The 23,992-nt window shown below is 74.6% G+C and carries 23 protein-coding genes and 1 pseudogene; 12 read left to right on the forward strand and 12 right to left on the reverse strand.

What is annotated here, in order from left to right:
* Positions 1–279 precede the first annotated feature (279 nt).
* On the forward strand, positions 280–1,014 hold the full coding sequence (locus ACI8AP_RS09930; RefSeq protein WP_456589174.1) for a hypothetical protein: 735 nt from the start codon (positions 280–282) through the stop codon (positions 1,012–1,014).
* Here ACI8AP_RS09930 and ACI8AP_RS09935 read toward each other — a convergent pair.
* The 3 genes from ACI8AP_RS09935 to ACI8AP_RS09945 form a co-directional block, all read right to left on the reverse strand.
* Positions 1,011–2,720, reverse strand: a complete 1,710-nt coding sequence (locus ACI8AP_RS09935) for a DUF885 domain-containing protein (RefSeq protein ID WP_456589175.1) — start codon at positions 2,718–2,720, stop codon at positions 1,011–1,013. The two genes, ACI8AP_RS09930 and ACI8AP_RS09935, sit on opposite strands and share 4 nt — an antisense overlap.
* Positions 2,717–3,250 carry an FABP family protein gene (locus ACI8AP_RS09940; protein ID WP_456589176.1) on the reverse strand — a complete coding sequence of 178 codons (534 nt, stop codon included), beginning with the start codon at positions 3,248–3,250 and terminating at the stop codon, positions 2,717–2,719. The genes ACI8AP_RS09935 and ACI8AP_RS09940 overlap by 4 nt, the downstream gene beginning before the upstream one ends.
* 136 nt (positions 3,251–3,386) lie before the next feature.
* A complete protein-coding gene (locus ACI8AP_RS09945) occupies positions 3,387–4,316 on the reverse strand; it encodes an NAD-dependent epimerase/dehydratase family protein (RefSeq protein WP_456589177.1) in 930 nt (309 codons plus the stop codon).
* 129 nt (positions 4,317–4,445) lie between these two features.
* On the opposite strand from ACI8AP_RS09945, the gene ACI8AP_RS09950 reads away from it, so the two are divergent.
* Positions 4,446–5,123, forward strand: coding sequence for a WHG domain-containing protein (locus ACI8AP_RS09950; protein WP_456589178.1), 678 nt, complete (start codon positions 4,446–4,448; stop codon positions 5,121–5,123).
* Between the two features lie 126 nt (positions 5,124–5,249).
* Positions 5,250–7,007 carry a SpoIIE family protein phosphatase gene (locus ACI8AP_RS09955; protein ID WP_456589179.1) on the forward strand — a complete coding sequence of 586 codons (1,758 nt, stop codon included), beginning with the start codon at positions 5,250–5,252 and terminating at the stop codon, positions 7,005–7,007.
* Positions 7,008–7,086: 79 nt separating this feature from the next.
* On the opposite strand, the gene ACI8AP_RS09960 is transcribed toward ACI8AP_RS09955, so the two are convergent.
* The 5 genes from ACI8AP_RS09960 to ACI8AP_RS09980 form a co-directional block, all read right to left on the reverse strand.
* A complete protein-coding gene (locus tag ACI8AP_RS09960) occupies positions 7,087–7,380 on the reverse strand; it encodes a DUF1416 domain-containing protein (RefSeq protein ID WP_456589180.1) in 294 nt (97 codons plus the stop codon).
* A gap of 6 nt (positions 7,381–7,386) precedes the next feature.
* Positions 7,387–8,214: a sulfurtransferase gene (locus ACI8AP_RS09965; protein WP_456589181.1), complete on the reverse strand. Its 828-nt coding sequence runs from the start codon at positions 8,212–8,214 to the stop codon at positions 7,387–7,389.
* Between the two features lie 236 nt (positions 8,215–8,450).
* Positions 8,451–8,777 carry a thioredoxin family protein gene (locus ACI8AP_RS09970; RefSeq protein WP_456589182.1) on the reverse strand — a complete coding sequence of 109 codons (327 nt, stop codon included), beginning with the start codon at positions 8,775–8,777 and terminating at the stop codon, positions 8,451–8,453.
* A gap of 54 nt (positions 8,778–8,831) precedes the next feature.
* A complete protein-coding gene (locus ACI8AP_RS09975; RefSeq protein WP_456589183.1) occupies positions 8,832–9,521 on the reverse strand; it encodes an LmeA family phospholipid-binding protein in 690 nt (229 codons plus the stop codon).
* Entirely contained in the window at positions 9,518–10,342 is an 825-nt protein-coding gene (locus ACI8AP_RS09980; protein WP_456589184.1) for a hypothetical protein, read from the reverse strand. The genes ACI8AP_RS09975 and ACI8AP_RS09980 overlap by 4 nt, the downstream gene beginning before the upstream one ends.
* Positions 10,343–10,592: 250 nt before the next feature.
* On the opposite strand from ACI8AP_RS09980, the gene ACI8AP_RS09985 reads away from it, so the two are divergent.
* Together ACI8AP_RS09985 and mshD are read left to right on the forward strand one after the other, a co-directional pair.
* Positions 10,593–11,348, forward strand: coding sequence for a winged helix-turn-helix transcriptional regulator (locus tag ACI8AP_RS09985; RefSeq protein ID WP_456589185.1), 756 nt, complete (start codon positions 10,593–10,595; stop codon positions 11,346–11,348).
* A gap of 7 nt (positions 11,349–11,355) precedes the next feature.
* On the forward strand, positions 11,356–12,249 hold the full coding sequence (gene mshD / locus ACI8AP_RS09990) for a mycothiol synthase (protein WP_456589186.1): 894 nt from the start codon (positions 11,356–11,358) through the stop codon (positions 12,247–12,249).
* A gap of 30 nt (positions 12,250–12,279) precedes the next feature.
* On the opposite strand, the gene ACI8AP_RS09995 is transcribed toward mshD, so the two are convergent.
* Together ACI8AP_RS09995 and ACI8AP_RS10000 are read right to left on the reverse strand one after the other, a co-directional pair.
* Positions 12,280–12,591: a twin-arginine translocase TatA/TatE family subunit gene (locus ACI8AP_RS09995; RefSeq protein ID WP_456589187.1), complete on the reverse strand. Its 312-nt coding sequence runs from the start codon at positions 12,589–12,591 to the stop codon at positions 12,280–12,282.
* Positions 12,592–12,626: 35 nt separating this feature from the next.
* The gene (locus ACI8AP_RS10000) at positions 12,627–13,274 is read right to left on the reverse strand and encodes a flavodoxin domain-containing protein (RefSeq protein WP_456589188.1); all 648 of its coding nucleotides are present in this window, start codon (positions 13,272–13,274) and stop codon (positions 12,627–12,629) included.
* Between the two features lie 286 nt (positions 13,275–13,560).
* On the opposite strand from ACI8AP_RS10000, the gene ACI8AP_RS10005 reads away from it, so the two are divergent.
* Positions 13,561–15,039, forward strand: a complete 1,479-nt coding sequence (locus ACI8AP_RS10005; protein WP_456589189.1) for a PhoX family protein — start codon at positions 13,561–13,563, stop codon at positions 15,037–15,039.
* Between the two features lie 340 nt (positions 15,040–15,379).
* The gene (locus ACI8AP_RS10010) at positions 15,380–16,339 is read left to right on the forward strand and encodes a lysophospholipid acyltransferase family protein (RefSeq protein WP_456589196.1); all 960 of its coding nucleotides are present in this window, start codon (positions 15,380–15,382) and stop codon (positions 16,337–16,339) included.
* Between the two features lie 26 nt (positions 16,340–16,365).
* Here ACI8AP_RS10010 and ACI8AP_RS10015 read toward each other — a convergent pair whose 3' ends face one another.
* Positions 16,366–16,701: a hypothetical protein gene (locus ACI8AP_RS10015; protein ID WP_456589190.1), complete on the reverse strand. Its 336-nt coding sequence runs from the start codon at positions 16,699–16,701 to the stop codon at positions 16,366–16,368.
* Between the two features lie 399 nt (positions 16,702–17,100).
* On the opposite strand from ACI8AP_RS10015, the gene pstS reads away from it, so the two are divergent.
* The 4 genes from pstS to pstB all read left to right on the forward strand — a co-directional run bounded on the left by pstS (position 17,101) and on the right by pstB (position 21,181).
* Entirely contained in the window at positions 17,101–18,216 is a 1,116-nt protein-coding gene (pstS, locus tag ACI8AP_RS10020; RefSeq protein ID WP_456589191.1) for a phosphate ABC transporter substrate-binding protein PstS, read from the forward strand.
* Between the two features lie 116 nt (positions 18,217–18,332).
* Entirely contained in the window at positions 18,333–19,286 is a 954-nt protein-coding gene (pstC, locus tag ACI8AP_RS10025; protein WP_456589192.1) for a phosphate ABC transporter permease subunit PstC, read from the forward strand.
* Positions 19,286–20,371, forward strand: coding sequence for a phosphate ABC transporter permease PstA (gene pstA / locus ACI8AP_RS10030; protein ID WP_456589193.1), 1,086 nt, complete (start codon positions 19,286–19,288; stop codon positions 20,369–20,371). Before pstC ends, pstA begins: the two co-directional genes overlap by 1 nt.
* A gap of 30 nt (positions 20,372–20,401) precedes the next feature.
* Positions 20,402–21,181 (forward strand): phosphate ABC transporter ATP-binding protein PstB, encoded by a 780-nt coding sequence (pstB, locus tag ACI8AP_RS10035; protein ID WP_456589194.1) that lies wholly within the window; start codon positions 20,402–20,404, stop codon positions 21,179–21,181.
* A 63-nt stretch (positions 21,182–21,244) separates the two neighbouring features.
* On the opposite strand, the gene ACI8AP_RS10040 is transcribed toward pstB, so the two are convergent.
* Positions 21,245–22,645 (reverse strand): LCP family protein, encoded by a 1,401-nt coding sequence (locus ACI8AP_RS10040; protein ID WP_456589195.1) that lies wholly within the window; start codon positions 22,643–22,645, stop codon positions 21,245–21,247.
* 830 nt (positions 22,646–23,475) lie between these two features.
* Here ACI8AP_RS10040 and ACI8AP_RS10045 point away from each other — a divergent pair.
* Positions 23,476–23,992, forward strand: a pseudogene (locus ACI8AP_RS10045) (hypothetical protein); the annotation flags it as partial.

Raw genomic sequence — 23,992 nt, forward strand, 5'->3', positions numbered from 1 at the left:
CCGTACCGTCGTGGCACACGAGAGAGGAGGTGGTCCGTAACTTTGCTGAGCTACAGGACTCGTGAGGTGGCTGTCCGCTAGCCGCCGTCCAGATGGGCCGCCCGTTCGGATGGGAATCCGAACGACGGCATGATCGCCCGTCCGTCGATGGCGGCGAGCGAGAACCGGACAGTCACCCGACCCCCGGGCCGCCGACAGTTGTCCAGTCGGCCCGCGTGCAGCTTCCCTGTGGAGCGCCGCGGAGCAGCCCGGGGGTTGTCCGTTTTCCAGGAGGCGTACGTGCAGCTCGGCGGACTCCCCGTCGAGACCGACGTGTCCGCCGGCGCCTGGCTCGCCGAGGCGGTCGGCCGGGCCCACTGGGGCACGGTGGCCTCGCTCGTGCCGCCGGTGTTCCCCGCCTACGCCCGCGTGCTGCACCCCGCCTACCGCTACGAGGGCGACGACGACGTGGAGGTCCCCTGGGCCGCGGTCGCCGCGCTCAACGGCACCGTCGTCCACCCGCTCGCGCAATGGCCGGCGGTGACCGGCGGCTGGGAGTACCTGCACGAGGACAGCCAGCCCCCCGACTGGGACGGCGCCCCCGCGGAGGGGCACCTGCCCACCGCGGTCGCCGCACGCATGGCTGCCGTGCTCGCCCGGCACACCACCGCGCCCGGGGACTGCCTGTTCGGCCGGTGGGCCGGCTTCGGCGCCGACGCCGCCGCACGGCGCGGTCAGCCCACCCTGCCGCTGCCCCGGGGCCGCGACGCCGTGCTGGTGCGGGGCCGGGTGGCCGACGCAGCGCGCAACCTGGCGCCCGAGCCCGCCGAGCAGAGCGCCAACCTGTGGTGGCCGGCCGACCGCGCCTGGGCGGTGGCCACCGACATCGACCTGATGAGCACCTACGTCGGCGGCAGCCCCGCCTGCGTCGCCGAGCTGATGGGCACGCCGGGGCTGGAGGTCCTGGCCTCCGGGGTGGACGACCGGGTCGGCCACGCCGACGACCCGGTGAACCCGACCCCGCCGCGACGCTAGAGCACCGCGAGCTCCGCCTCGAGGTCGTCCAGGCCCAGCGACCCCTGCGACAGCGCCGCCATGTGCCAGGCCTTCAGGTCGAAGGCCGCCCCGTGGGCCCGCTGGGCCGCCGCCCGGCCGGCCAGCCACGCCCGTTCCCCGAGCTTGTAGCTGATCGCCTGCCCCGGGATCCCGAGGTAGCGCACCAGCTCGCTGTCGAGGAAGGCGACGTCGGCGCCGGAGTGCTCGCCCAGGAAGGCGCGCGCCAGCTCCGGCGTCCAGGGCTGACCGCGGTGCTCGGCCAGCGCGCCGCCGGCGTCGTCGGGGACCGGCAGCTGCAGGTGCATGCCGATGTCGATGACCACCCGCACCGCCCGCAGCTGCTGGGCGTCCAGGAACCCCAGCCGCTCCGCGGGGTCGCGGAAGTAGCCGAGCTCGTCCATCAGCCGCTCGGCATAGAGCGCCCAGCCCTCCACGTTCGCGCTCACCGAGCCGACCGAGGTCTGGTACGTCGACAGCTGGGAGGAGACGTGGACCCACTGGGCCAGCTGGAGGTGGTGGCCGGGAACGCCCTCGTGGTACCAGATCGAGACGAGGTCCCACAGCGGGAACCGGGTGCGGCCCAGGGTGGGCAGCCAGGTGCGGCCAGGACGGGAGAAGTCCTGCGCCGGCCGGGTGTAGTACGGCGCCGCCGCACTGCCGGGCGGCGCGATCATCGCCTCCACCCGCTTCACCGGCTCGGCGAGGTCGAAGTGCGCCCCGTCCAGCTCGGCGATCGCCTCGTCCATCATCTGCTGCAGCCGCTCGCGGATCTCCGCCACGCCCTCGACGGCCGGGCCGTTGGTGGACAACCAGCGCATCGCCTCCAGCGGGGTGGCGCCCGGGCGCACCTTCTCCGCCTCGATCCGCTGCTCGGCCAGGATCCGCCGGTGCTCGGCCCAGCCCCAGGCGTAGACCTCCTCCAGCCCGCCACCCGAGCCGAGGTCCGACCCGGTCCAGCGGCGCACCGCCCGGGTGTAGCGCTCGCGGCCCACGGCGTCGGGCACGTCCTCGGTGCGCGGGCCGTACTCGTCGCGCAGGTGGTCGCGGATCGCGGCCACCGCGGCGTCGGCGGCCTCGGCGGCCGACCGCAGCTGCGGTTGCAGCGCCTCCGGGCCGGCGGCCACGAACGTCGCGAAGTAGGGACCGGCCAGCCACTGGTCCAGCTGCTCGACGACGGTGCGCACCTGGCGCGGGGCCACGAGCAGGTTCCGCCGGGCGGCCTCCTCCAGCGTCTCCCGGTAGGCGCGGTAGGCGTCCGGGACACGGGCCAGGCGCCGAGCGAGGACGGACCAGTCCTCCTCCGACGCCGCCGACATCATGCTGAACACCTGGCGCACCGAGTGCACCGGGCTGAAGAGGTTGTTCAGCGAGCGGTAGGGCTCCCCCACGGCGTGCGCGTCCAGCTCGGCAGTGAGCCGCTCGCGCAGCAGCCGGGCGCACCGGCGCTCGACCGGGTCGTCGCCGAGCGCGGGGTCGGCAGCCAGCACCCGGTCCAGCTCGGTGAGCGTCTCGCGCGCCAGCGCCGCCTCGGCCTCGATGCCCGCCGGCGACAGGTCCGGGAGCCGGTCGTCACCGGGGCGCACGCCGAGCGCCGTGGCCAGGATCGGGTCGAGCTCGGCGGCCCGCGCGACGTAGGCGTCGGCGACCTGGCGAGGAGTCGTGGCGCGGCTCGTGCCGGCCGTCATCGGATGCGCTCCAGGCGGGCCGACATGACCGGGCGGGGCGGCTGCTCCCCCAGGGCGCGGTCGATGGCGTACATCAGCGCCCCCTCGACGATGCCGTAGAGCCGCACCGACCGGGTGACCTCGGCTGCGTCGGGCGTGCGCGCCAGCACGTCGCTGGTGAGCTCCCAGCTGGTGGTGGTGCGGGCGGTGCCGACGTAGATCTCCACGAGCCCGTCGGGGCTGGCCACCAGCAGCTCGACGTCGTCGTTCCCGCGGGGGCGCCAGAAGCCGGACTCCCGGACGTCCGGCCCCACGATCCTCCCGTCGTCGGTGAGCCGCCAGGTGCGCGACTCGTACGCCAGGAAGCCCCGTCCGTCGTGGGCGAACCGGATCCACTGGCCGAACCGGTGGTCGCCGCCGGTGCCGGCCGCCTGGCCCTCCCCGTGCCACTCCCCCAGCAGGGGCAGCACCGCGAGGAGCTGCTCGGAGACCTCCGGCCCGCTGCGGACGTCGGCGGTGTCGGGCACCGGCAGTTCGGTCGGGCCGCTCATCGCCGGCCCGCCTTCGGGCCGCGCGCGAGCCGGAGGGCGCCGTAGCCCAGCGCCGCGGCGCCGGACGCCGTCAGGGTGACCAGGAGCCAGGCAGAGACCATGGGAACCACCGTAGTGACGGCGGGGCGACCGGTCCTCAGGCGGCCACCGGTGCGTGCTCCGCGGTCGCGGCGACCACCTCGGCCCACGGGGTCGGCGCGATGCCGAACGTCGCCGTCGTGTCCGCCGCGTCGACCACGTACTCCTGGTCGAACTGGTGCCGCACGGCGACGACCTCCCGCATGAGCGGCGAGAGCAGCCCCACCGCGCGCAGCACCGGCCAGGGCACGCCGCGGACGGTCGGCGCCGGGGCGGACATGGCCGCCGCCAGGTCGGTGAGGGCGGCGCGCTGGGAGCGCGGTGGGGCGCTCGGCACGTGCCAGGCCCGGCCGAGGGCGCGCTCGTCGGTGCCCAGGGTGGCCAGGGTGGTGGCGACGTCGGGGAGGTAGGCCCAGCTGCGGGGAGCGTCGGGGTCCCCGATCACCCAGGCGGTGCGACCGCGCCGGAGGGCGGGGAGCTGGCGCATCAGGTGGGACTGCGCAGCCGGCACCTGCGGTCCGACGAAGTCCGCGGCGCGGGCCTCGGTGATCCGCACCCGGCCGGCCCGGTGGGCGGCCAGCGCCTGCTGCCACATGCGCGCCCGGACGAGCCCCTTGGTGTCGGTGGCGGCCAGCGGCGTCCGCGGCGTCATGGGCCCGTGGGGGCGCCCGTAGGGGTAGAGGTTGGACATGGTGACCAGGACGGCGCCGGTGCGCTCGGCGGCCAGGAGCAGCGCGTCCGCGACCGGCGGCCAGTCGGTGGCCCACCGGTGGTAGGCGGGGTTCACCGCGTTGTAGAGCGCGGCCGCGCCGCGGGCGGCGTCCGCGAGGGCCCCGGCATCGGCGGCGTCCACCTGCCGGTGCTCGAGCCCGTCCGCGGAGACCCCGCCGCTCCGGGAGAGGACGCGCACGTCGTGCCCGCGCTCCCGCAGTTCCCGGGCGGTGGTCAGGCCGACCGGCCCCTTGCCGACGACGACGTGCAGTGCCATGGGTGCTCCCCGGTGGTCGTGATGTGAGCGGTGCTCTCGTTGTGGGGCAATGCTCGCGCTGGCGACCGGTGCGTGTCAAGAGCACTGCTCTCGCTTGCGCGCACTGCTCCGAAGCGGCACGCTGGGCCGGTGCCCACCGCCCGGGAGCGCGTCCGCGCCGAGATCACCGCCGAGATCGCCGACGCGGCCCGGCGGCAGCTCGCCGCGGTCGGTGCGGCCGGGCTCTCCCTGCGGGCGGTGGCCCGCGAGCTCGGCATGGCGTCCTCCGCCGTGTACCGCTACGTCCCCAGCCGCGACGAGCTGCTGACCCGGTTGATCATCGACGGCTACGACGACCTGGGCGCCGCCGCCGAGGCCGCCGACGTCCCCTCCGATCCGCCACGCCGGCGCTGGCTGGCCGTCTGCCGGGCGGTGCGCGGGTGGGCTCTGGAGCACCCGCACGAGTACGCGCTGCTGTACGGGTCGCCCGTCCCGGGGTACGAGGCGCCGGCCGAGACCGTGCCCGCCGCCGCCCGCGCAGGCGTGGTCCTCGGGCGCATCCTGGGCGATGCCGCCCGCTCCGGGGCGCTCCCCGAGGCCGCCGGCGAGCGCGATCCGGGCCTGATCAGCGACGGCGCGGTCGCGATCCTGGGTGGCGAGCACCCGGCCCTCGACGAGACGGTGCGCGTGCGTGCCCTGCTGGCCTGGAGCTCGATGTTCGGTGCCATCAGCTTCGAGCTGTTCGGCCACCTGGTGGGCTCGGTGGTCGACCGCGACCGCTGGTTCGACCGCGCCATGGCCGAGCTCGCCGGCTCGCTCGGCCTCTGACCGGCCACCGGCGCGGGCCGGGTGAGGCCGACCCGACAGCCCGGGTTGCTGGTGAGCCGGGGGGTCGTACGGCAGGCTGGACCGGCCCCGCGCACGCGGGAGACAGTGGGAGGAGCGGACATCGGGATGGCCCAGGCCGGCCGCAGCGCGGCGCAGATCACGGGCGAGGAGTCGCTGCCCGGGACGCCGTCGTGGTTCTCGGTGCTGCAGGACTCCTCGCTGCTGCTCGCCGCGGTCTGCGACACGGGGGGCACGCTGCTCACCGCCAACCGGCTGGCGCTGGAGGACTGCGGCTTCGACCGCCGCGACCAGCTGGGCCGGCTGCTGTGGGACGTCGGCTGGTGGGCCGGCGACCCCGAGGCCCGCGCCCGGGTCACCGCCTGGTGCCAGCAGGTGGCCACCGGTGGCGAGCCGGTGCGTGCGGCCACCGGCTTCTTCCTGGCCGACGGGACGCGGCGGGTCGCCGACCTGACCCTGCAACTGGTGAGCGAGGGCACGCAGGACGAGTACCTGCTGGTCACCGGCCTGGACGTCACCGAGCGGCTGGAGAACGAACGCCTCACCGCCGAGGCGCGCGCGGCCGGTGCCGAGGCGACCACGCTGCGCCAGGTCGCCACCGCGCGCGCCCGGGACCTCGAGGTGCTGCAGGAGACCGAGGCCAAGCTCACCCGGGCGCTCGCGATCACCGAGCGGGTGCTGGCCAACGTCGCCGACGGCATCTACGGCCTCGACGTCGACGGCCGGGTCGAGTTCCTCAACCCCGCCGCGGCCCGGCTCACCGGCTACCCGCCCGGCGAGCAGCTCGGCAAGGACCAGCACGCCCTCATCCACGGCACGCGCCCGGACGGCTCGCCCTACCCGCGCGAGGAGTGCCCGGTCTGGCGGGCCCTGCGCACCGGCCGCACCGTCGTCGCCGACCAGGAGACGTTCTGGCGCAGCGACGGCACCCCGATCCCGGTCGAGATGGTCGTCGTGCCCACCGTGGAGGACGACGAGCTCACCGGCGTGGTGGTCTCCTTCCGCGACCTCACCGACCGGCTGGCCGCCCAGCGCCAGGCCGCGGAGCTGGAGGCCCTGGCCGCCCGGGCCGCCGCGGACCGCGCCCTGTCCGACCGGCTGCAGCAGTCCCTGCTCACCCCGCCGCCGGAGCCCGACCACCTGCAGATCGCCGTGCGCTACCGCCCCGCGGCGCACGAGGCGCAGGTGGGCGGCGACTGGTACGACGCGTTCCTCCAGCCCGACGGGGCCACCATGCTGGTGATCGGCGACGTCGTCGGCCACGACAGCAACGCGGCCGCGGCCATGGGTCAGCTCCGCGGCCTGCTGCGGGCGCTGGCCTACGCCGAGGAGGACGGCCCGGCGGCGACCCTCACCCGGGTCGAGCACGCGGCGCGGGGGCTGGCGGTCTCCTCGCTGGCCACCGCCGTGCTGGCGCGCATCGAGCGGCATCCCGAGGAGCCCGTCGCCGGCCGGCGGCTGCTGCGCTGGAGCAACGCCGGGCACCTGCCGCCGATCCTGCTGGCCCCCGACGGCACCACCACGCTGCTCACCAGCACCCCGGAGCTGATGCTCGGGATCGACCCCGGTGCGCCCCGCGGCGACCAGACCGCCGACCTGCTCGACGGGTGCACCCTGCTGCTGGTCACCGACGGGCTCGTCGAGCGCCGCGACATCGACCTGGACGAGGGCCTGGAGCGGCTGCGCGAGGCGCTGCGCGACCTCGGCCGCACCCACTTGGAAGAGCTGCTGGACACCGTCCTCACCCGGCTGGTGCCCGACGCCGGGGCCGACGACGTCGCCATCGTGGCCGTCCGCGCCTTTCCCGAGGACCGGCCCCGGCCGGCCGAGGCCGGTCCGCGCCGGGTGCCGCCGGGTCTCGCCTGAGGGCGGCCCCGGGTGCGGCGCCCCGGGAACACCGACGGCCCGTCCCCCGGAGGGAGACGGGCCGTCGGACACCACCGCGTCAGGCGATCGGGACCGTGGTCTCGTTCAGCCCCACCTCGGCGGCGAGCTCGCGCTCTCCCTTGCCGACCGCGGCCAGGGCGCGCAGCTTCCACGGCCCGGGGGCGGCGAAGAACCGGAACTCACCCTCGGGGCTGGTGACCACCTCGGCGGTGAACTCGTCGGTCGAGTCCAGCAGCCGGACGTATGCCCCGGCCACCGGGGCGCCGTCGTGCCACACCGAACCCTGGATGACCGTCTGCGTGCTCAGGTCGATCCCGTCGAGGGAACCGCCCTGCTTCGGCGCTCCGCACATGTCAGCTCACTTCTCGATCGGGACGCCGACGAGGGAGCCGTACTCCACCCAGCTGCCGTCGTAGTTCTTGACGTTCTTCTTGCCGAGCAGCTCCCGCAGGACGAACCAGGTGTGGCTCGAGCGCTCGCCGATGCGGCAGTAGGCGATCGTCTCCCGGCTGTCGTCGAAGCCCTGCTCGGCGTAGAGCTTGGCCAGCTCCTCGTCGGACTTGAAGGTGCCGTCCTCGTTGGCGGCCTTGCTCCACGGGATGTTGATCGCCGTGGGCACGTGGCCGGCCTTCTGCGACTGCTCCTGCGGCAGGTGCGCGGGCGCGAGGATCTTGCCGGAGAACTCGTCGGGCGAGCGGACGTCGACGATGTTCTTGCTGCCGATGGAGGCCACGACCTCGTCGCGGAACGCGCGGATCGAGAGGTCCGGCTCGCTCGCCCGGTACTGCGTGGCCGGGCGCTGCGGAGCGTCCTTGGACAGCGGGCGCCCGTCCAGCTCCCACTTCTTCCGGCCGCCGTCCATCAGCTTCACGTCGGAGTGGCCGTAGATCTTGAAGTACCAGTAGGCGTAGGCGGCGAACCAGTTGTTGTTGCCGCCGTAGAGCACGACGGTGTCGTCGTTGCCGATCCCCCGGGCCGACATGAGCTCCTCGAAGGCGCTCTTGTCCAGGAAGTCGCGGCGCAGCGGGTCCTGCAGGTCCTTCTTCCAGTCCAGCTTGACGGCGCCCTCGATGTGGCCGCCGTCGTAGGCGCTGGTGTCCTCGTCGACCTCGACGAGGACGATGCCGGGCTGGCCCAGGTGCTCCTGGACCCAGTCGACGGTGACGAGCACGTCGTTGCGGCTCATGGTGGTGGTCCTCCGGATGATCGGTGTGCGGTCGGTCGGTCTGGTGCTGCAGGGACGACGCTGATCGCTCGGACCGCGGAACTCACGGGAGAGAGGGGCATCCCGACGGCGCGGAGAGCGCGTCTGGACGGCGCGGTGCCGCCCTCAGAGGGCGGGACACAGGCAGCTGCCGACGCGGCACAGGTCGACTGTGCGGCGCGAGGTCAGCAGGATGCCCACGGCGCGAGGGTAGCCGATCACCGCGCCCCGCCCACGTGGGCGTCCACCAGTGCGAGGAGTTCCTCCGGCCGGGGTGCGCCGGTGCTGCGCCCCACGAGCGCTCCGGCCCGGTCGAGGTAGAAGAGCGTGGGCGTCCGCCGGACGCCGAGCTCACGCACCTCGTCCAGGTGGCTCTCCGCGTCGACGTGCACCGTGACGAGGCCGGGTCGGGTCGCCTCCAGCCGGGCCAGCCGCGCCCTGGTCGCCCGGCACGGCCCGCAGAACGCGGTGGAGAACTGCACCACGGTCAGGTCCGCCTCGGCCGGTCGCACGCCGAGCCGTCCGAACACCGCAGTCGTGTCCACCGCATCCACCTCCGCTCCGGGCACCGGCTGGCACGAACCGGGGCCACCAGGGCGCTATTCCGGCCGGAGAACCGTGTCCTCGGCCACCGCGCGCACCTCGACGCCGTCCTCCGCGGGGGTCACGTCCGTGAGCCGGAGCCCGTAGGGCAGCTCCACGGGGTACCGGAGGTCGAGCAGCTCGGTGACCCGGCCGACGAGGGAACGGGGCACCTCGACGCCGGCACCGGCGACGCGGTCGACGTCGACGACGAGCTCGTCCCCGTCGACCGAGACGGTGCCGGCTGCGGTGAGCGGCAGCGTGCGGCCGAGCAGCTCGACCGTCCGGGTGATCCGGAGCCCCTCACCCTCGCGCTCCAGCGTGGTGTCCCCGCCGAGCTCCCGGGCGAGCAGCTCGTAGGAGAGCGTCGCCGTCCCGTCGATGCGCTCGACGGGCACCTCCTGCACCGTCCCCGACCGCAGCTCGGACAGGGGCAGGTGCACACCGCGGAGGGTGACGTCGGCTCGGGTGCCCTCGGGCTGGCCCAGGTCCTCCGCGGTCAGCGAGACGTGGACCTCCTCGTAGCGCCCGCCGACGGCCTGGGTGAGGAACGGGAACCCGCGGACGTCGACCTCCGGGCGGCCGGCCAGCTCGTCCTGGCTCGCCAGCTGCTCGGCGACCCGGTCCTCGGCGAAGCCCACCGCGACCCGGTCGAGCAGGACGCCGACGCCGAGGAGCAGGACCAGGAGGACGGCGACGACCTTCACAGGACGGTCAGCAGGGCCAGGGCCACCGGGGCGCAGGCGGCGAAGGGCAGCACGACCTGCACCACGGTCGGTGCCCACGGGGAGAGCGCCTCCGCCTGGCCCTCGCTGGTCGTCTCGACGGCGAGGTAGCTGCCGGCCACGGCCACCAGCGCCACCACCCCGGCGACGACGGCACCGACGGCCGGTGCGCGCAGCGCACCGAGCTCGGCCAGGTCGCGGACGGCCCAGGCCGTGCCCGCGCCCGCGAGCACCGCGAGGACGATGCCGAGCAAACCACGGGGGACGCCGGGGGCGAGCTGCGGCCGCGGCAGCACCTGGTCGACCAGGTGGCCGACCAGGAGCGCGACCCCGGCCACCAGGGCGGTCGTGGCCAGGCGGCCGTCGTCGGCCCGGCCCAGCGGGAGGAGCACCGCGAGTGCGCCGACGGCGGTGATCAGCACGGCCGACCCGGCCAGCGAGTCGACCAGGTCGTGCCGTGGCGAGCGCAGCATCTGCTGCAGGACGGCGGCGAGGAAGCCGATGCCGAGCACGGCCAGCAGACCGCCCGGACCCGGGTCCTCGGGCAGCGCCAGCGCGAGGTCCGCCGCCACGGCGGCGGCCGTGCCGACGGCGAGCGAGGCCGCGAAGCCCTGCATCCCGGTGGCGAGCACCCAGGAGAGGACCAGCGCCAGCTGCAGCACGAGCACGGCGGCGAGCGCGCCCACCTCGCCGACCGCCGCCGGGAGGCCGGCGAGCAGGCCCGCCGCGACGACGGCGAGCCCCGCGGCCGACAGGTGGTGCGGTCGGGCCGGTGTCGTCGACGGGACCGCGGTGGGGCTCACGCGCCGATCGTCTCAGAAGCCCGACGCCCGATCCGCCCGACGAGCGGAGCGCTCGCTCCGCTCTCGGCGTGTCCGGGCCCCGGGACCACCCGTGCGGTGGCGGTGGGCCTGCGGGCGGCACCTCGACCGGCCGCCTCCGCGGCAGCTGGGGCTGTCCGGCAGGCACGTCCGCTATCCTGCTGGCTCACCTCGACAGCGTTGTCGCAGGTCCGGTCGGCGCCCGCCGGCCCCGGACCCCGGAGGAGACGACATGCGACTCGTGCTCATGACCGCCGCACGTCAGGCCACGACCGAGGTGCTGCCCGCCCTGGGGCTGCTCGGCCACCAGGTCCGCGTCGTGGCGCCCGAGCTCTCCAGCCTCCTCGACGGCGACTCCGGCGACGTGGTCCTGGTCGACGCCCGGTACGACCTCATCCAGGCGCGCACCCTGTGCGGGCTGCTGTCCTCCACCGGGGTGGCCTCGGCGCTGGTCGCGGTGCTCTCCGAGGGCGGGTTGGTTGCCCTGTCCGCGGACTGGGGCGTCGACGACGTCCTCCTGGACACCGCCGGCCCGGCGGAGGTCGACGCCCGGCTGAAGTGGGCGACCGCCCGGCGGCTGGCCGCGACCACCCCGGCCGACGGCGCCGACGGCGGGGTCACCCAGGCCGGTGAGCTGGTGATCGACGAGCACAGCTACTCGGCGAAGCTGCGTGGCCGCCCGCTCGACCTCACCTACAAGGAGTTCGAGCTGCTGAAGTACCTGGCGCAGCACCCGGGGCGGGTCTTCTCCCGGGCGCAGCTGCTCCAGGAGATCTGGGGTTACGACTACTTCGGCGGCACCCGCACCGTCGACGTCCACGTGCGCCGGCTGCGGGCCAAGCTCGGCACCGAGCACGAGGCGCTGATCGGCACCGTGCGCAACGTCGGCTACAAGCTGGACCAGCAGGTGGCCGACGCCACCGCCCGGGCCGCCGCGGAGGGCCGCGCCGCGACCGCCGAGGACAGGGCCGGCGCCGAACTGGTCTGATGGCCCGGTGATCGACGATCCCGACGTCGCCGGCGTCCTCGCCCTGCTCCGCGCCGCCGGCGCCGCGGACGGGGTCCGCCCCGTCTCCGAGGAGGGCGAGCTGCGGCTCCGCCACGGGTCCCCCGGTGGGCACGACCTCACCGTCCACGACGAGGACGGCGCCCTGGCCGGCTACGCCCGCCTCGACGGCGACACCGCCGAGCTGGTGGTGCACCCCGAGCGGAGACGGCGTGGCCACGGCACCGCGCTGCTGCGCCGCCTCCTGGACGTCGCCGGCGACCGGCCGCTGGACGTCTGGGCGCACGGCGACCTGCCCGGATCCGCCGAGCTGCTCGCTCCGCACGGGTTCCGGCGGGCACGGGTCCTGCTGCAGATGCGGCGGGACCTGGCCGGCATCGACCCCGAGCCGCGACCCGAGCTGCCCGCCGACGTCCGGGTGGTGCCGTTCGTCCCCGGCCGCGACGAGGAGGCGTGGCTGGGGGTGAACGCCCGCGCCTTCGCCTGGCACCCGGAGCAGGGCCGGATGACGCGCGCGGACCTCGAGCTGCGCGAGGCCGAGCCGTGGTTCGACCCGGAGGGCTTCCTGATGGCCTGGCGGGGGGATCCGGGAGCCGGCGAGCTGCTCGGCTTCCACTGGACCAAGGTGCACCCGGCCGGGGACGCCGGTCCCGAGCCGGTCGGGGAGATCTACGTGCTCGGCGTCGACCCGGCGGCCCAGGGGCTGAGGCTCGGTCGGGCACTCACCGATCTGGGTCTGGCACACCTGCGCCGGCAGGGCCTCGAGGAGGTGCTGCTGTACGTCGAGGAGGACAACGCGGCGGCGGTGCGCTTGTACGAGGGGCGGGGGTTCCGCCGGTTCGCCGTCGACGTCGCGTGGCACCGGGAGTCGCAGCGCTCCTGAGGCCGTTCGGCGGCTACGGGGCGGGAGCGCTCAGGACGACGTGGCGGAACCCCGACGGGCCGGGTCACCGCGGTACGCCGACTGGTCGTCGTCCTCCCCGAGGAGGTGGTCCCGGAGGAAGGTCTTCGGGTGGTAGCGGCGGAGGTCGACGTCGCGGAGGTGTTCGAAGTCCCCGCCGAGGGTGTCGTGCAGCTGTCCGCGCACACCGGTCACCGCACCCCGCACCCGCTTCAGGCCGCCGGCGGCGTCCTTCGCCAGGTCCGGCAGCCGCTCCGGGCCGAAGATGAACAGCGCGGCCAGGCCGAGGACGACGATCTCGCCCCACCCGATGGAGCTGAACACCGGCGCTCCCCTCAGGATCGATCAGCGGACAGGACTCAGCCCAGGGCGGGGACCGCGTGCCCGACGGCGGCCTCGGTGGCGATCTCCCCCGCCCAGCTCCGGACGGCTCCCCAGTTCCGGAGATCGCCTCCCGCGCCGCCGGTCGGCCAGACGCTCCGTTCGGCGGCCGAGAGCAGCCGCCGCTCCAGCCGGCCGCTGAACAGGCGGTGACCGCGGGCCCCGATGCGGTCACCGAAGGAGCGCGCGTCCCCGTCGCCACCGTCGGAGCACCCCGGGTGGCTGGCGCCCAGTCCGCTGGAGAACAGCCACGTCGGGCGGCGGAGCAGCTCCGGGGCGACGGCCTCGACGTAGCGCCGGGCCGGCTCCAGCCAGCGGCCCGAGTAGACGGCGCTGCCGAGCACGACGGCGTCGAAGTCGGCCGGGTCGGGCAGCAGCTCCACCGGGGCCAGGGTCGCGGACAACCGACCGCTGCGTCCCGCAGGCGATGCGGACAACCCCCGGGCCAGCTCGGCGGCGATCTCCCTGGTCGACCCGTGCCGGCTGGCGAAGGCCACCAGCACGCGGGGACCACCGCTGCCGCCGGTCCGGGCGGTCAGCGAGGTGAGGAGATCCCCGGTTCCGGGAGGACAGGCCCGGACGGGCGTGGGGGTCGCGCCGGGGCTCGTCGCCAGCAGGTGGGTCATGACCGTGGACGCTATGCGGCACGGGACGGCGTCGGCGTGAACTCCGGGGGAACAGCCGCCGACCCCGGGAGAGCCGGTGCAGAGGGCTCCCGAGTCCCGCGCGCGCGGAGGCCGGCGCCGCAGGAGAACGCGCGGTCGGCCGGCTCGCCGCCGGGTGAACTCGACGCCCCGACCGTTGTCCGAGGGTTCGCCCGCGGGCCGTCCGAGCGCCTCATGGCGTGCCTAGCGTCCGACAGGCCCTGGGGTTGCACCGGCCCCGCGGACCCACTCCGAGGAGACACGGTTCATGACCATCTCGTTCGATCGACGCAAGTTCCTGCAGCGCGGCGCAGCGGTCACCGCCGGCACGATGCTGGCCAGCGGCACCCAGCTCCTGGGGGCGCACGGCGCGCTCGCCGCCCCCGGCGCTCGCGGCCAGCAGCTGAAGGCCCCCGACAACGGCGGCTACGGCCCGCTGCAGCCCACGAAGGACCGGACCACCGGGCGGACCCTGCTGAACCTGCCGGCCGGCTTCGAGTACGCCTCGTTCGGCCACGCCGCCGAGTACGCCGCCGCCCTCGGCCTGCCGGCCGCGGTCGGCTCCGACGGGTACCCCACCCCCGGCCGTCACGACGGCATGGCGACGTTCACCGAGCCCCAGAGCTACCGGGGCATCATCAAGCTGGTCCGCAACCACGAGCAGGGCTACTCGCCGATCGACGCGGGGCAGGAGCCGGGGGACTACACCGGCCGCGACTACGACCGCGACCTGATCGGTGACCCGGCGTCGGCGTACGACCCGATGGCCGCCGGTGGGACCACGACCCTGACGTTCGACACGCGTTCGCTGACGCTGGTCGACAGCTTCATCAGCCTCAACGGCACGTCGGTCAACTGCGCCGGCGGCCCGACGCCCTGGGGCTCCTGGCTGAGCTGCGAGGAGACGGTCAACGGGACCCAGAACGGGTTCACGAAGAACCACGGCTACATCTTCGAGGTCCCGGCCAACGCTCCCGACCGGAAGCGGAGCCGCGGCCCCTTCCCGGAGATGGGCCGGTTCGCGCACGAGGCGGTGGCCGTCGACCCGGCCAACGGGACCGTCTACGAGACCGAGGACAGCGGCAACACCTCCGGGTTCTACCGCTTCCTCCCCAACAAGCCGGGCTACCTGGCCGAGGGCGGCACCCTCCAGATGCTCGCCGTCAAGGGTCAGCCCCAGCTGAAGACGTACGAGGGCCACAGCGACCGCGTGGGCCAGCCGATGCAGGTCGAGTGGGTCACCATCGACGACCCGGACCCGGCCGACATCACCACGGAGTCGGTCTTCAACCAGGGCTTCGCCAAGGGTGGCGCCGCCTTCGCCCGTCTCGAGGGCTGCTGGTACGACGGGGGCAGCATCTTCTTCAACGCCACCAGCGGCGGTGACGTCGGCGCCGGCCAGGTGTGGGAGTTCCGGCCGCGCGGTCGCTCCGGCGGCCAGCTGATCCTGCTCTTCGAGTCGCCGTCCCCGGAGGTGCTCGACGCGCCGGACAACCTGACCGTCAGCCCCCGCGGCGGGCTGGTCCTGTGCGAGGACGGCGGCGGTGAGCAGTACGTCCGCGCCCTCAACGAGCGGGGCGAGATCTTCGACTTCGCGCGCAACAGCATCGAGGGCACGGAGGACGACATGAACAACGAGTTCGCCGGGGCCTGCTTCAGCCCGGACGGCGACGTCCTCTTCGTCAACATCCAGACCCCGGGTGTCAGCTTCGCCATCCGCGGCCCCTGGGAGAAGGGCGCGATCTGACGCCCGGTACCTGCGCGGGGCTCCGGCACGCACGCTGACGCCTCGGTCCACCGGCTGCGCCCCGGCATCTCCCCGGATGCCGGGGCGCAGTCGCGTGTCCCGGGTCGTCCATCGCCCCGCCCGTGACTCTTCGATCCGCCGTCGCGCCGGCTCTGCCTCGCGGACACCGCACATCCACCCGGACCCGCGACCGTGTCGTCGTGCCCCTTGCCCCAGACCACGCCGGCCGGCCCGACGCTCCCGGCCGCTCCCGGACCCGCCGGCGCGGATGCGCGTCGATCCCCGTGGACGCCGGCGTCCGGGGAGTCCGCGCCCGGCACCTCCCCTCCTGGCCTTGCGGGTGCCCCCGCACGAGCCCGTCGACGTCGAGGCGCCCGCTCGGCCGGAGCGCTCGGTGACGTCGCCGCTGGAGCGGAGCCCGCTGCAGACGCCGGCGGATCACTGCGGGTGGGCTGACGGCCCTCGCGCCGACGCGGCGACCCGCCGGCGCCGGTCGTGTCGCCTGGTCGGGGCGCTGCTGGCCGCGGCGATCCGCGTCCCGCTGCGGGCAGGCGCCGGCGGGAACGGCCGGCGGCGGGCCGCCGTCTGCAGCGCCGCCGGCATCCTCACCGCGCTGGGGGTCCGCGTCGAGGTCGTGAACCCGCCGCGGCCCTGGCCGCGCCCGCGGACCGGCCACCTCGTCGTGAGCAACCACGCCTCCTGGCTCGACGGGCTCGCTCTGCTCGTCGCCGTGCGGGCGACACCGGTGGTCGAGGCCGGCGAGCGGGACCGGGCGCTCGTGGGCCGGCTGGCACGGCGCCTCGGCGTGGTGGTCGTGGAGCCCGAGCGACCGCAGTCGGTCGCGGCAGCGGCTGCGGAGGTCGCTGCACGACTCCGTCGCGGCGAATCCGTCACGGTGCGCCCGGAGGGAGCACCGAGCTGCAGCGGACCGGTCCTGGGCTTCCGCCCGGTCTTCTTCCAGGCCGCCGTGGACGCCGGCGCGGCGGTGTGCCCCGTGTCGATCCGGTACCGCACCGCCACCGCGGGGCCCACCGGCCGGCACGTCTGCGCCGGTGGCTCGCTGGGGAGCAGCATCCGACGGGTCCTCGCCACGCGGGACCTCGTGGTCGAAGTGCACCTGCTGCCCGCGCTGGAGGCGACCACGCACGACCGGAGGGCCCTCGCGGCGCACGCGATCGGTGGTGCCGGCCGGCCCCTGCCATCGCCGGACGGCAGCACACCCGGCCCCGCCCGGTCGAGCTCCACCCTCGGCCGGCCCGGGATCCCCGTCCCGCGCCGGCACATCCCGCCGGCCGCTTGAGGCGACGCCGACGGGACACCGCCGCGCTACAGCCCGACGCCGGCGCCCCGGCGACCGCGACCGCCCCGCCGGCCGCGGCAGACCCCTGCGACGAGCGGGGTCAGCACCAGGGCCGCGGGGAAGGCGAACGGTCCCAGGCCGCCGGCGGACACCTCGCCCGTGCTCACCAGGGCGGCCCCTGCGGTCCCCGCGGCGACGGCCGATGCCGCCAGGACGAGGACCCGCACCGCGCGACCGCACTCGCGTTCGGGGTCGCCGGACTCCACCGGCGGCTCCCCCGCCTGGTGGACCATCGACGCGCCCGCGGCGACCGCCAGCACCGCGGCCGCCAGCAGCAGCAGGACGGCGACCATCGTGGTCACGCCCCGCGGATCTCGACGCGGCCGGAATGGCTCCTCACGTGCCCACCGTCGGCGGTCGACGTGACCCCGGGGTGGCGCGGACGTGTCAGCCGGCTGGAGTCTGCGAGGCGTCTCCGGGCGCCGACCGCCCCCCTGACGGCGACCTCCGCGACGCCTGGTGACACCGACCCGGGAGGACACGCCCCGAGCCGCACCCGGTCTTGCCCGGCAGGCAGCGCCTGAGGGACCATCGTCCCTGGCCGACGTGACGCCGGCCACCCATGATCATCTCAGTCCTCTGCGGTCGTTCACCCTGCGTTCACCTGCCCTCGGTAAGCGCGCCACCTGAGGTCCCTAGCTTCGGTCGCGTCGGTCCCACGCTGCCCGGAAGACGTCCGGGCGAACCTGAGAGGCCCTGAGTTGAAGCTCAGCACCAAGACGCGCGCCACCACGCTCTCCGTGGCGCTCGCCAGCACCCTCGCGCTCGCCGCCTGCGGCGCGTCCAACGAGTCGAGCAACGCCGGTGGGGGTAGCGACGCCGGCAGCGGCGGCGAGCTGAGCGGCACGCTCGTCGGCGCCGGCGCCAGCAGCCAGCAGGCGGCCATGCAGGGGTGGACCGCGGGGTACAACAGCGTCCAGCCGGACGTGACCGTCAACTACGACCCGGTCGGCTCGGGCGGTGGCCGCGAGCAGTTCCTCGCCGGCGGTACGGACTTCGCCGGCTCGGACGCCGCGCTGGACGAGGAGGAGCTCGCCGAGGCCGAGGAGCGCTGCGGGACCTCCGGGGTGTTCGAGCTGGTCAACTACATCGCGCCGATCGCCGTGGTCTACAACCTCGAGGGCGTCGACGAGCTGAACCTCTCCCCCGAGACGCTCGCCGGCATCTTCAACCAGCAGATCACCAACTGGAACGACCCGGCGATCGCCGCCGACAACCCCGACGCGACGCTGCCGGACCTCCCGATCACCCCGGTCAACCGTGCCGACGACTCCGGCACCACGGAGAACTTCACCGAGTACCTGGCCGCCGCGGCGGGCGACGCGTGGCCGCACGAGCCCGACGGCGTCTGGCCGGTGTCCGGCGGCGAGGCTGCCCAGGGCACGTCGGGCGTGGTGAGCGCGGTCGGCGCCGGCAACGGCGCCATCGGCTACGCCGACCTGAGCCAGGCCGGCGACCTGGGCGTGGCCAACGTCGGGGTGGGCGACGAGTTCGTCGCGCCGTCCGCCGAGGCCGCGGCCGCGGTCGTCGAGAACTCCGAGACGCTGGAGGGCCGCGGCGAGTACGACTTCGCCATCGAGCTGGCGCGCGACACCACCGAGTCGGGCAACTACCCGATCGTGCTGGTCAGCTACCACGTCGGCTGCATCGAGTACGAGGACCAGGAGACCGCTGACCTGGTCAAGGACTTCATGGGCTACGTGATCAGCGAGGAGGGCCAGCAGGCCGCGGCCGAGGCCGCCGGGTCGGCGCCGATCTCGGACTCCCTGCGCGAGCAGAACCAGTCCGCGATCGACGCGATCACCGCCGCCGGCTGATCCGGCACCATCAGTGACGGCCCGGAGCGTCTGAGACGCTCCGGGCCGTCACTCCGCCCGCCGCCGGCGGGCACACCCGACGGGCACCCCATCGACGCGCAGCAGACGGAGCAGCGGTGACAGTCAGCAGTCCCCCGCAGGAACCGACGGCTCCCCGGGCCGTACGACGGCCGGGCGACCGGATCTTCGCCGGCAGCGCCAAGGGCGCCGGGATCCTGATCCTCGTCATCCTCGCCGGGGTGACCGTCTTCCTCCTCGCCGAGGCCCTCCCCGCGCTGACCGCGCCGGCGGAGGAGCTCCCGGGCGAGGGCGGGCTGATCTCCTACGTCTGGCCGCTGATCTTCGGCACGCTGCTGTCCGCCGCGATCGCCCTGCTGGTGGCCACGCCGCTGGCGGTGGGCATCGCGCTGTTCATCACCCACTACGCGCCGCGCCGGCTGGCCCAGGTCCTCGGCTACGTCGTCGACCTCCTCGCCGCCATCCCGAGCATCGTCTACGGGTTCTGGGGCATCTTCTGGCTGGCGCCGCGGCTGGTCCCCTTCTACCGCTGGCTCGAGGAGAACCTCGGCTTCATCCCGCTGTTCGCCGGCCCGGTCTCGGCCACAGGCCGGACGATGCTCACCATCGGCCTGGTGCTGGCGGTCATGATCCTGCCGATCGTCAGCGCCATCTCCCGCGAGGTCTTCACCCAGGTGCCCACGTTGCACACGGAGGCCGCGCTCGCCCTGGGGGCCACCCGGTGGGAGATGATCAAGATGGCGGTCATCCCCTACGGCAAGAGCGGCGTCATCGGTGGCGCCATGCTCGGCCTGGGACGCGCACTGGGCGAGACCATGGCAGTCGCCATCATCCTCTCCGGCTCGGCCGCCGGCATCACCTTCGCCCTGATCTCCAGCGCCAACCCGCAGACCATCGCGGCGAACATCGCGCTGCAGTTCCCGGAGCAAACCGGGCTCGGTGTCAACACGCTGATCGCCAGCGGCCTGGTGCTGTTCGTGATCACGCTCCTGGTCAACATGCTCGCCCGCTGGATCGTCAACCGCCGGGCCGACTTCTCCGGAGCCAACTGATGAGCACGTCGATGCAGCAGCGCAGCACGGGCGTCAGCGCCCCGGGCACGCCCCCCGAGCGGCGCGGGGAAGGCAGGCTCCCCCAGTGGGCGCCGTGGGCCTGCTTCGCCGCGGCCCTGGCGCTGGCGGCCCTCATCGGGTTCCTGACCAGCCCGAACATCGTCCTGCTGGTCATCTTCACCGTCGTCCTGGGCACCATCGCCGTCTACGCGACATCGCGCGTCGTCGAAGGCCCCCGGCGGGCCGTCGACCGGCTGGTCACGTGCCTGGTGGTGACGGCGTTCGGGATCGCCATGGTGCCCCTGGTGTCGCTCGCCTACGAGGTGATCCGCCGCGGCGCGGAGCGGTTCGACGGCGAGTTCTTCGGCGCGTCGCTCCAGGGCATCATCGGCGAGGGCGGTGGCGCCTACCACGCGATCATGGGCACGCTGATCATCACCGCGCTGACCACGCTCATCTCGGTGCCCATCGGCCTGATGACCGCCATCTACCTGGTCGAGTACGGCTCCGGCCGGCTCAAGCGATCCATCACCTTCTTCGTCGACGTCATGACCGGCATCCCGTCGATCGTCGCCGGCCTCTTCGCCTACGCCCTCTTCGTGATCTTCTTCGGCCCGGGGATCCGGCTCGGCATCATGGGTGCCGTGGCCCTCTCGGTCCTGATGATCCCCGTCGTGGTGCGGTCGGCCGAGGAGGTCCTGAAGCTGGTGCCCAACGAGCTGCGCGAGGCCGCCTACGCCCTCGGCGTGCCGAAGTGGCGCACGATCCTCAAGGTCGTCATCCCCACGGCAATCGCCGGCCTCGGGACCGGCATCACGCTGGCCATCGCCCGCGTGATCGGCGAGACCGCTCCGCTCCTGGTGACCGTCGGCATCACCAACGCCACCAACTTCGATCCGTTCGACGGCCGCATGGCCACGCTGCCGGTCTACGCCTACTACCAGCTGACCCAGCCGGGTGTGCCCCCCGAGCACGCGATCGCCCGGGCCTGGACGGCAGCCCTGGTCCTCGTCATGCTGGTCATGGGCCTCAACGTGGTCGCTCGCCTGATCAGCCGCTTCTTCGCCCCCAAGACCAGTCGCTGAGATTCATCCACCCAGGAAGGGACCACCCCCGTGGCCAAGCGCATCGAGGTGTCGGATCTCGACATCTACTACGGCAAGTTCCTCGCCGTGCAGGGCGTGAACGTCTCCATCGAGCCGCGCAGCATCACGGCGCTCATCGGGCCGTCGGGCTGCGGCAAGTCGACGTTCCTGCGTGCGCTCAACCGCATGCACGAGGTCATCCCCGGTGCGCGCGTCGAGGGCAAGGTCGTCATGGACGGCCAGGACCTCTACGGCTCCGACTCCGACCCCGTGACGGTCCGCCGGCAGATCGGCATGGTGTTCCAGCGGCCGAACCCGTTCCCGACGATGTCCATCTACGACAACGTCGCTGCCGGCATGCGCCTGAACGCGAAGAAGATGAAGAAGTCGGAGACCGACGAGCTCGTCGAGCGCTCGCTGCGCGGAGCCAACCTGTGGGAAGAGGTGAAGGACCGCCTCGACCGGCCCGGCTCGGGCCTCTCCGGTGGTCAGCAGCAGCGGCTCTGCATCGCCCGCGCCATCGCCGTCGAGCCCGACGTGCTGCTCATGGACGAGCCGTGCTCGGCTCTGGACCCGATCTCGACGCTGGCCATCGAGGACCTGATGACCGAGCTCAAGGAGCGGTTCACGATCGTCATCGTGACCCACAACATGCAGCAGGCGGCCCGGGTCAGCGAGCAGACCGGCTTCTTCAACCTCAACGGGGTCGGGCAGCCCGGCCGGCTGATCGAGTTCAACCCGACCGAGAAGATCTTCAGCAACCCCGACGAGAAGGCGACCGAGGACTACATCTCCGGACGCTTCGGCTGAACGGCCCTGGTGCAGGGCCCCGCCGCGAGCCTGCGAGCGGTGGGGGGCACCAGGGTCCTTCTACTAGCAGGTGACGGCGGCCGCCTCCGGCTCGGGGGCGGCCGCCGCCGTGTCCGGCGCGGCCTGGACCGGCTCCCGGGCACCGACCTCGACGGGCACGACCGTGGAGTAGCCCGGTCCGATGACCAGCTGGACCGTGTCGACGATCGCGTCGCTGGGCTCGATGACGGCGCCGGGGACCGCGGCGGCCACGGTGCGGGCCTGCTCCAGCGCACCCGGCCCGTACCGGACGACGCTCTCGTTCACGGTGCCCGGCTCGTTGCCCACCGCGCCCACGGCGAAGCCCTGCCCCCGGAGCGCGTCGGCGACCGTGGCGGCCAGCCCGGTGGTGGCCGTGCCGTTGAGCACGTCCACGGTGATCTCACCGGGGGCCGCGGTGAGCGGCTCGGGCGCCGCCGGCTCGGGGGCCTGCTCCGGCGCCGGTTCGGGCGCGGCCGTCTCCGGGGTGGCCAGCAGCTCCGCCGGCACCTGGGCGCCGTCGATGACCGCGTCGAAGAGCGCGCGCGTGCCCTGCCGATCGAGGACCACGTAGGCCTCATCGGTGCCGGCCGGCACGTAGCCGACCTGGGCGACCGGCAGCGCGGCGCGCTGGACCGCGTCACCGGAGAGGTCGCCGAGCGTGGCAGCGAGGACGCGCAGATCCCCCAGCGTCGTCTGCTCGTCGACCGTCAGCGCATCCGCGGCCCGGGAGAGGAAGCGGGTGAGGGTGACCGGGTCGAGCACCGTGTCCGCGGACATCGCGGCCCGGAGGGTGGAGGTGAGCAGCCGCTGGGCGCGTTCGGCGACGGCCGCACCGGTGACGTCGACCCCGCTGTCCCCCGGCTCCAGGAAACCCGACGCCGCGGCGCCGGACAGCTCGGACGGCCCGGCCGGGGGCGGGGTGGCCGCGGCAGCGGTGGTCGTCGAGGGAATGACGCAGACGGGGACACCGCCCAGGGCGTCGACCATCCCGGGGAGGCCGGCGAGGTCCACGCCGAGGTAGTGGTCGATCCGGAGGCCGGACAGCTGCTGGACCGCCCGCACCGTGCACGCGGGCCCGCCCTGGAGCAGCGAGCTGGCGAACGCCTCGGTGACCGGGTCGCGCAGCGTGCCGTCGGGCGTACGGCAGACCGGGGTGTCCACGAGCGCCGTGGGGGGCACGCTGACCAGCGCTGCGCGGTCACCCTCGGCCGAGACCGAGACGACCAGGGTGGCCACCGACGCCGCGCCCGTCTGCCCGGGGACGCCCGTACCGACGACCAGATAGGTCTCGGCGGCGTCCTGCAGACCCGGGGCGAGGACCTCGGGGCCGTCGACCGCGAGCGCGTCGACCCGGTCGATGCTCTGGTCGACGTAGAAGTACAGCGCCAGGTGGTAGAGGACGACCACGCCCACCACCGCGGCCAGCGCCGTTCCCGCACGCATCAGGCGGCGGCGACGCGGGCTGCGCGGAGGGCGGTCAGCGGCCCGCCGGCGGGTGGCGCCCGACGGGCGCGGCGGCGGAGCCAGCCCGGGGAGCGGGGGGATGGGTCCACTGCGCCGGGAGGGCCGCTCGTCGGGCGCCCAGGCCGTCGGTGTCCCGGCCGCCGACGACCGGTCCGGCGCGGACGGGACCGGGGGAAGTCCTGGCTGCGCACCGGCCGCCGGTGGCACCCCCGGCTCGGCGCCGGGGACCGGCGGGAGGCCGGGCTGCGACCCCGCGACGCGGCCGGGCCGGGCGGCGCCGGGGACCGGCGGGAGCCCGGACCGGACGGCGGGGGCGTCCGCTGGGCCGGCCGGAGGGATGCCGGCGCCGGGCCCGGAGAGCGGACCGCGCTCGGCCGGCCGCGGCTGGTCGCCGCCTCGGGCCGGATCTGCCGCCTCCCGCCGGCCATCGGGGGCAGCGGTGTCACCGCGGGAGGACGACGGCTGGGCAGAGCCCCGCCGAGCGGCCCGTCGACCACCGACGGCGTTGCCCTGCCGGGCGAGGAGCTGCTCGACGGTCACCGGCTCCGCGACGCCGTCGGCCGGGGCGCGCCTCCGGCGGGTGCGACCGGGGACGTCCCGGCCATCCGCGTCGCCCCACCTCGGCTGATCACCCACAGGTGTCGACACCTTTTCGTCGTCCGCATGTCCCTACCTGTCGTCCCACGATACGGGCGGATCTGCGATCGCCACGCCGACGCGCGGGCGCCGCTGCGCCGACGTGCGGCCCGATCGGGGCGAGGGGCGCAACCGAATGGTGGGCCACCGGCGCACTGCGTACCGTCCACACGGTGCGCCTGCCCTCCGTTCCCGGCCCGTCCGACGTCCTCGCCGCGGTGGGCGGTCTGCGCGAGGGCGTGGCGGACGCCCTCGCTCTGGTGCCGCGGGCAGCCGGCGTCCTCGGCCGCGTGGAGCAGCTGCTGGACCAGGCGTCCGGGATGGTTGCCCGCGTCGAGACGCTGCTCGACCGGGCGGACGTGGCGATCACCGGTCTGGACGACACCCGGTTGGCCGCGGACGAGGCCATCGTCGCCGTCGGCCGGACCCGGATCGCCGCGGACGAGGCCATCACCGCCATCGGCGACACCCGTACCAAGGCCGACGACGCCATCGAGGCCATGGGCCACACCCGCACCAAGGCCGACGACGCCATCGAGGCCATGGGCCACACCCGCGCCAAAGCCGACGACGCCATCGAGGCCATGGGCCACACCCGCGCCAAAGCCGACGACGCCATCGAGGCCATGGGCCACACCCGCGCCAAAGCCGACGACGCCATCGAGGCCATGGGCCACACCCGCGCCAAAG

The organism is Blastococcus sp. SYSU DS1021 (genome assembly GCF_054050995.1).

Coding starts and splice junctions, on each gene's coding strand:
- ACI8AP_RS10005 (WP_456589189.1), top strand. CDS start 13,561: ATGACCATCTCGTTCGATCGACGCAAGTTCCTGCAGCGCGGCGCAGCG.
- ACI8AP_RS09935 (WP_456589175.1), bottom strand. CDS start 2,720: ATGACGGCCGGCACGAGCCGCGCCACGACTCCTCGCCAGGTCGCCGAC.
- ACI8AP_RS09965 (WP_456589181.1), bottom strand. CDS start 8,214: ATGAGCCGCAACGACGTGCTCGTCACCGTCGACTGGGTCCAGGAGCAC.
- ACI8AP_RS10040 (WP_456589195.1), bottom strand. CDS start 22,645: ATGCGTGCGGGAACGGCGCTGGCCGCGGTGGTGGGCGTGGTCGTCCTC.
- ACI8AP_RS10000 (WP_456589188.1), bottom strand. CDS start 13,274: ATGACCCACCTGCTGGCGACGAGCCCCGGCGCGACCCCCACGCCCGTC.
- pstA (WP_456589193.1), top strand. CDS start 19,286: ATGAGCACGTCGATGCAGCAGCGCAGCACGGGCGTCAGCGCCCCGGGC.
- ACI8AP_RS09985 (WP_456589185.1), top strand. CDS start 10,593: ATGCGACTCGTGCTCATGACCGCCGCACGTCAGGCCACGACCGAGGTG.
- ACI8AP_RS09945 (WP_456589177.1), bottom strand. CDS start 4,316: ATGGCACTGCACGTCGTCGTCGGCAAGGGGCCGGTCGGCCTGACCACC.
- ACI8AP_RS09955 (WP_456589179.1), top strand. CDS start 5,250: ATGGCCCAGGCCGGCCGCAGCGCGGCGCAGATCACGGGCGAGGAGTCG.
- ACI8AP_RS09960 (WP_456589180.1), bottom strand. CDS start 7,380: ATGTGCGGAGCGCCGAAGCAGGGCGGTTCCCTCGACGGGATCGACCTG.
- ACI8AP_RS09940 (WP_456589176.1), bottom strand. CDS start 3,250: ATGAGCGGCCCGACCGAACTGCCGGTGCCCGACACCGCCGACGTCCGC.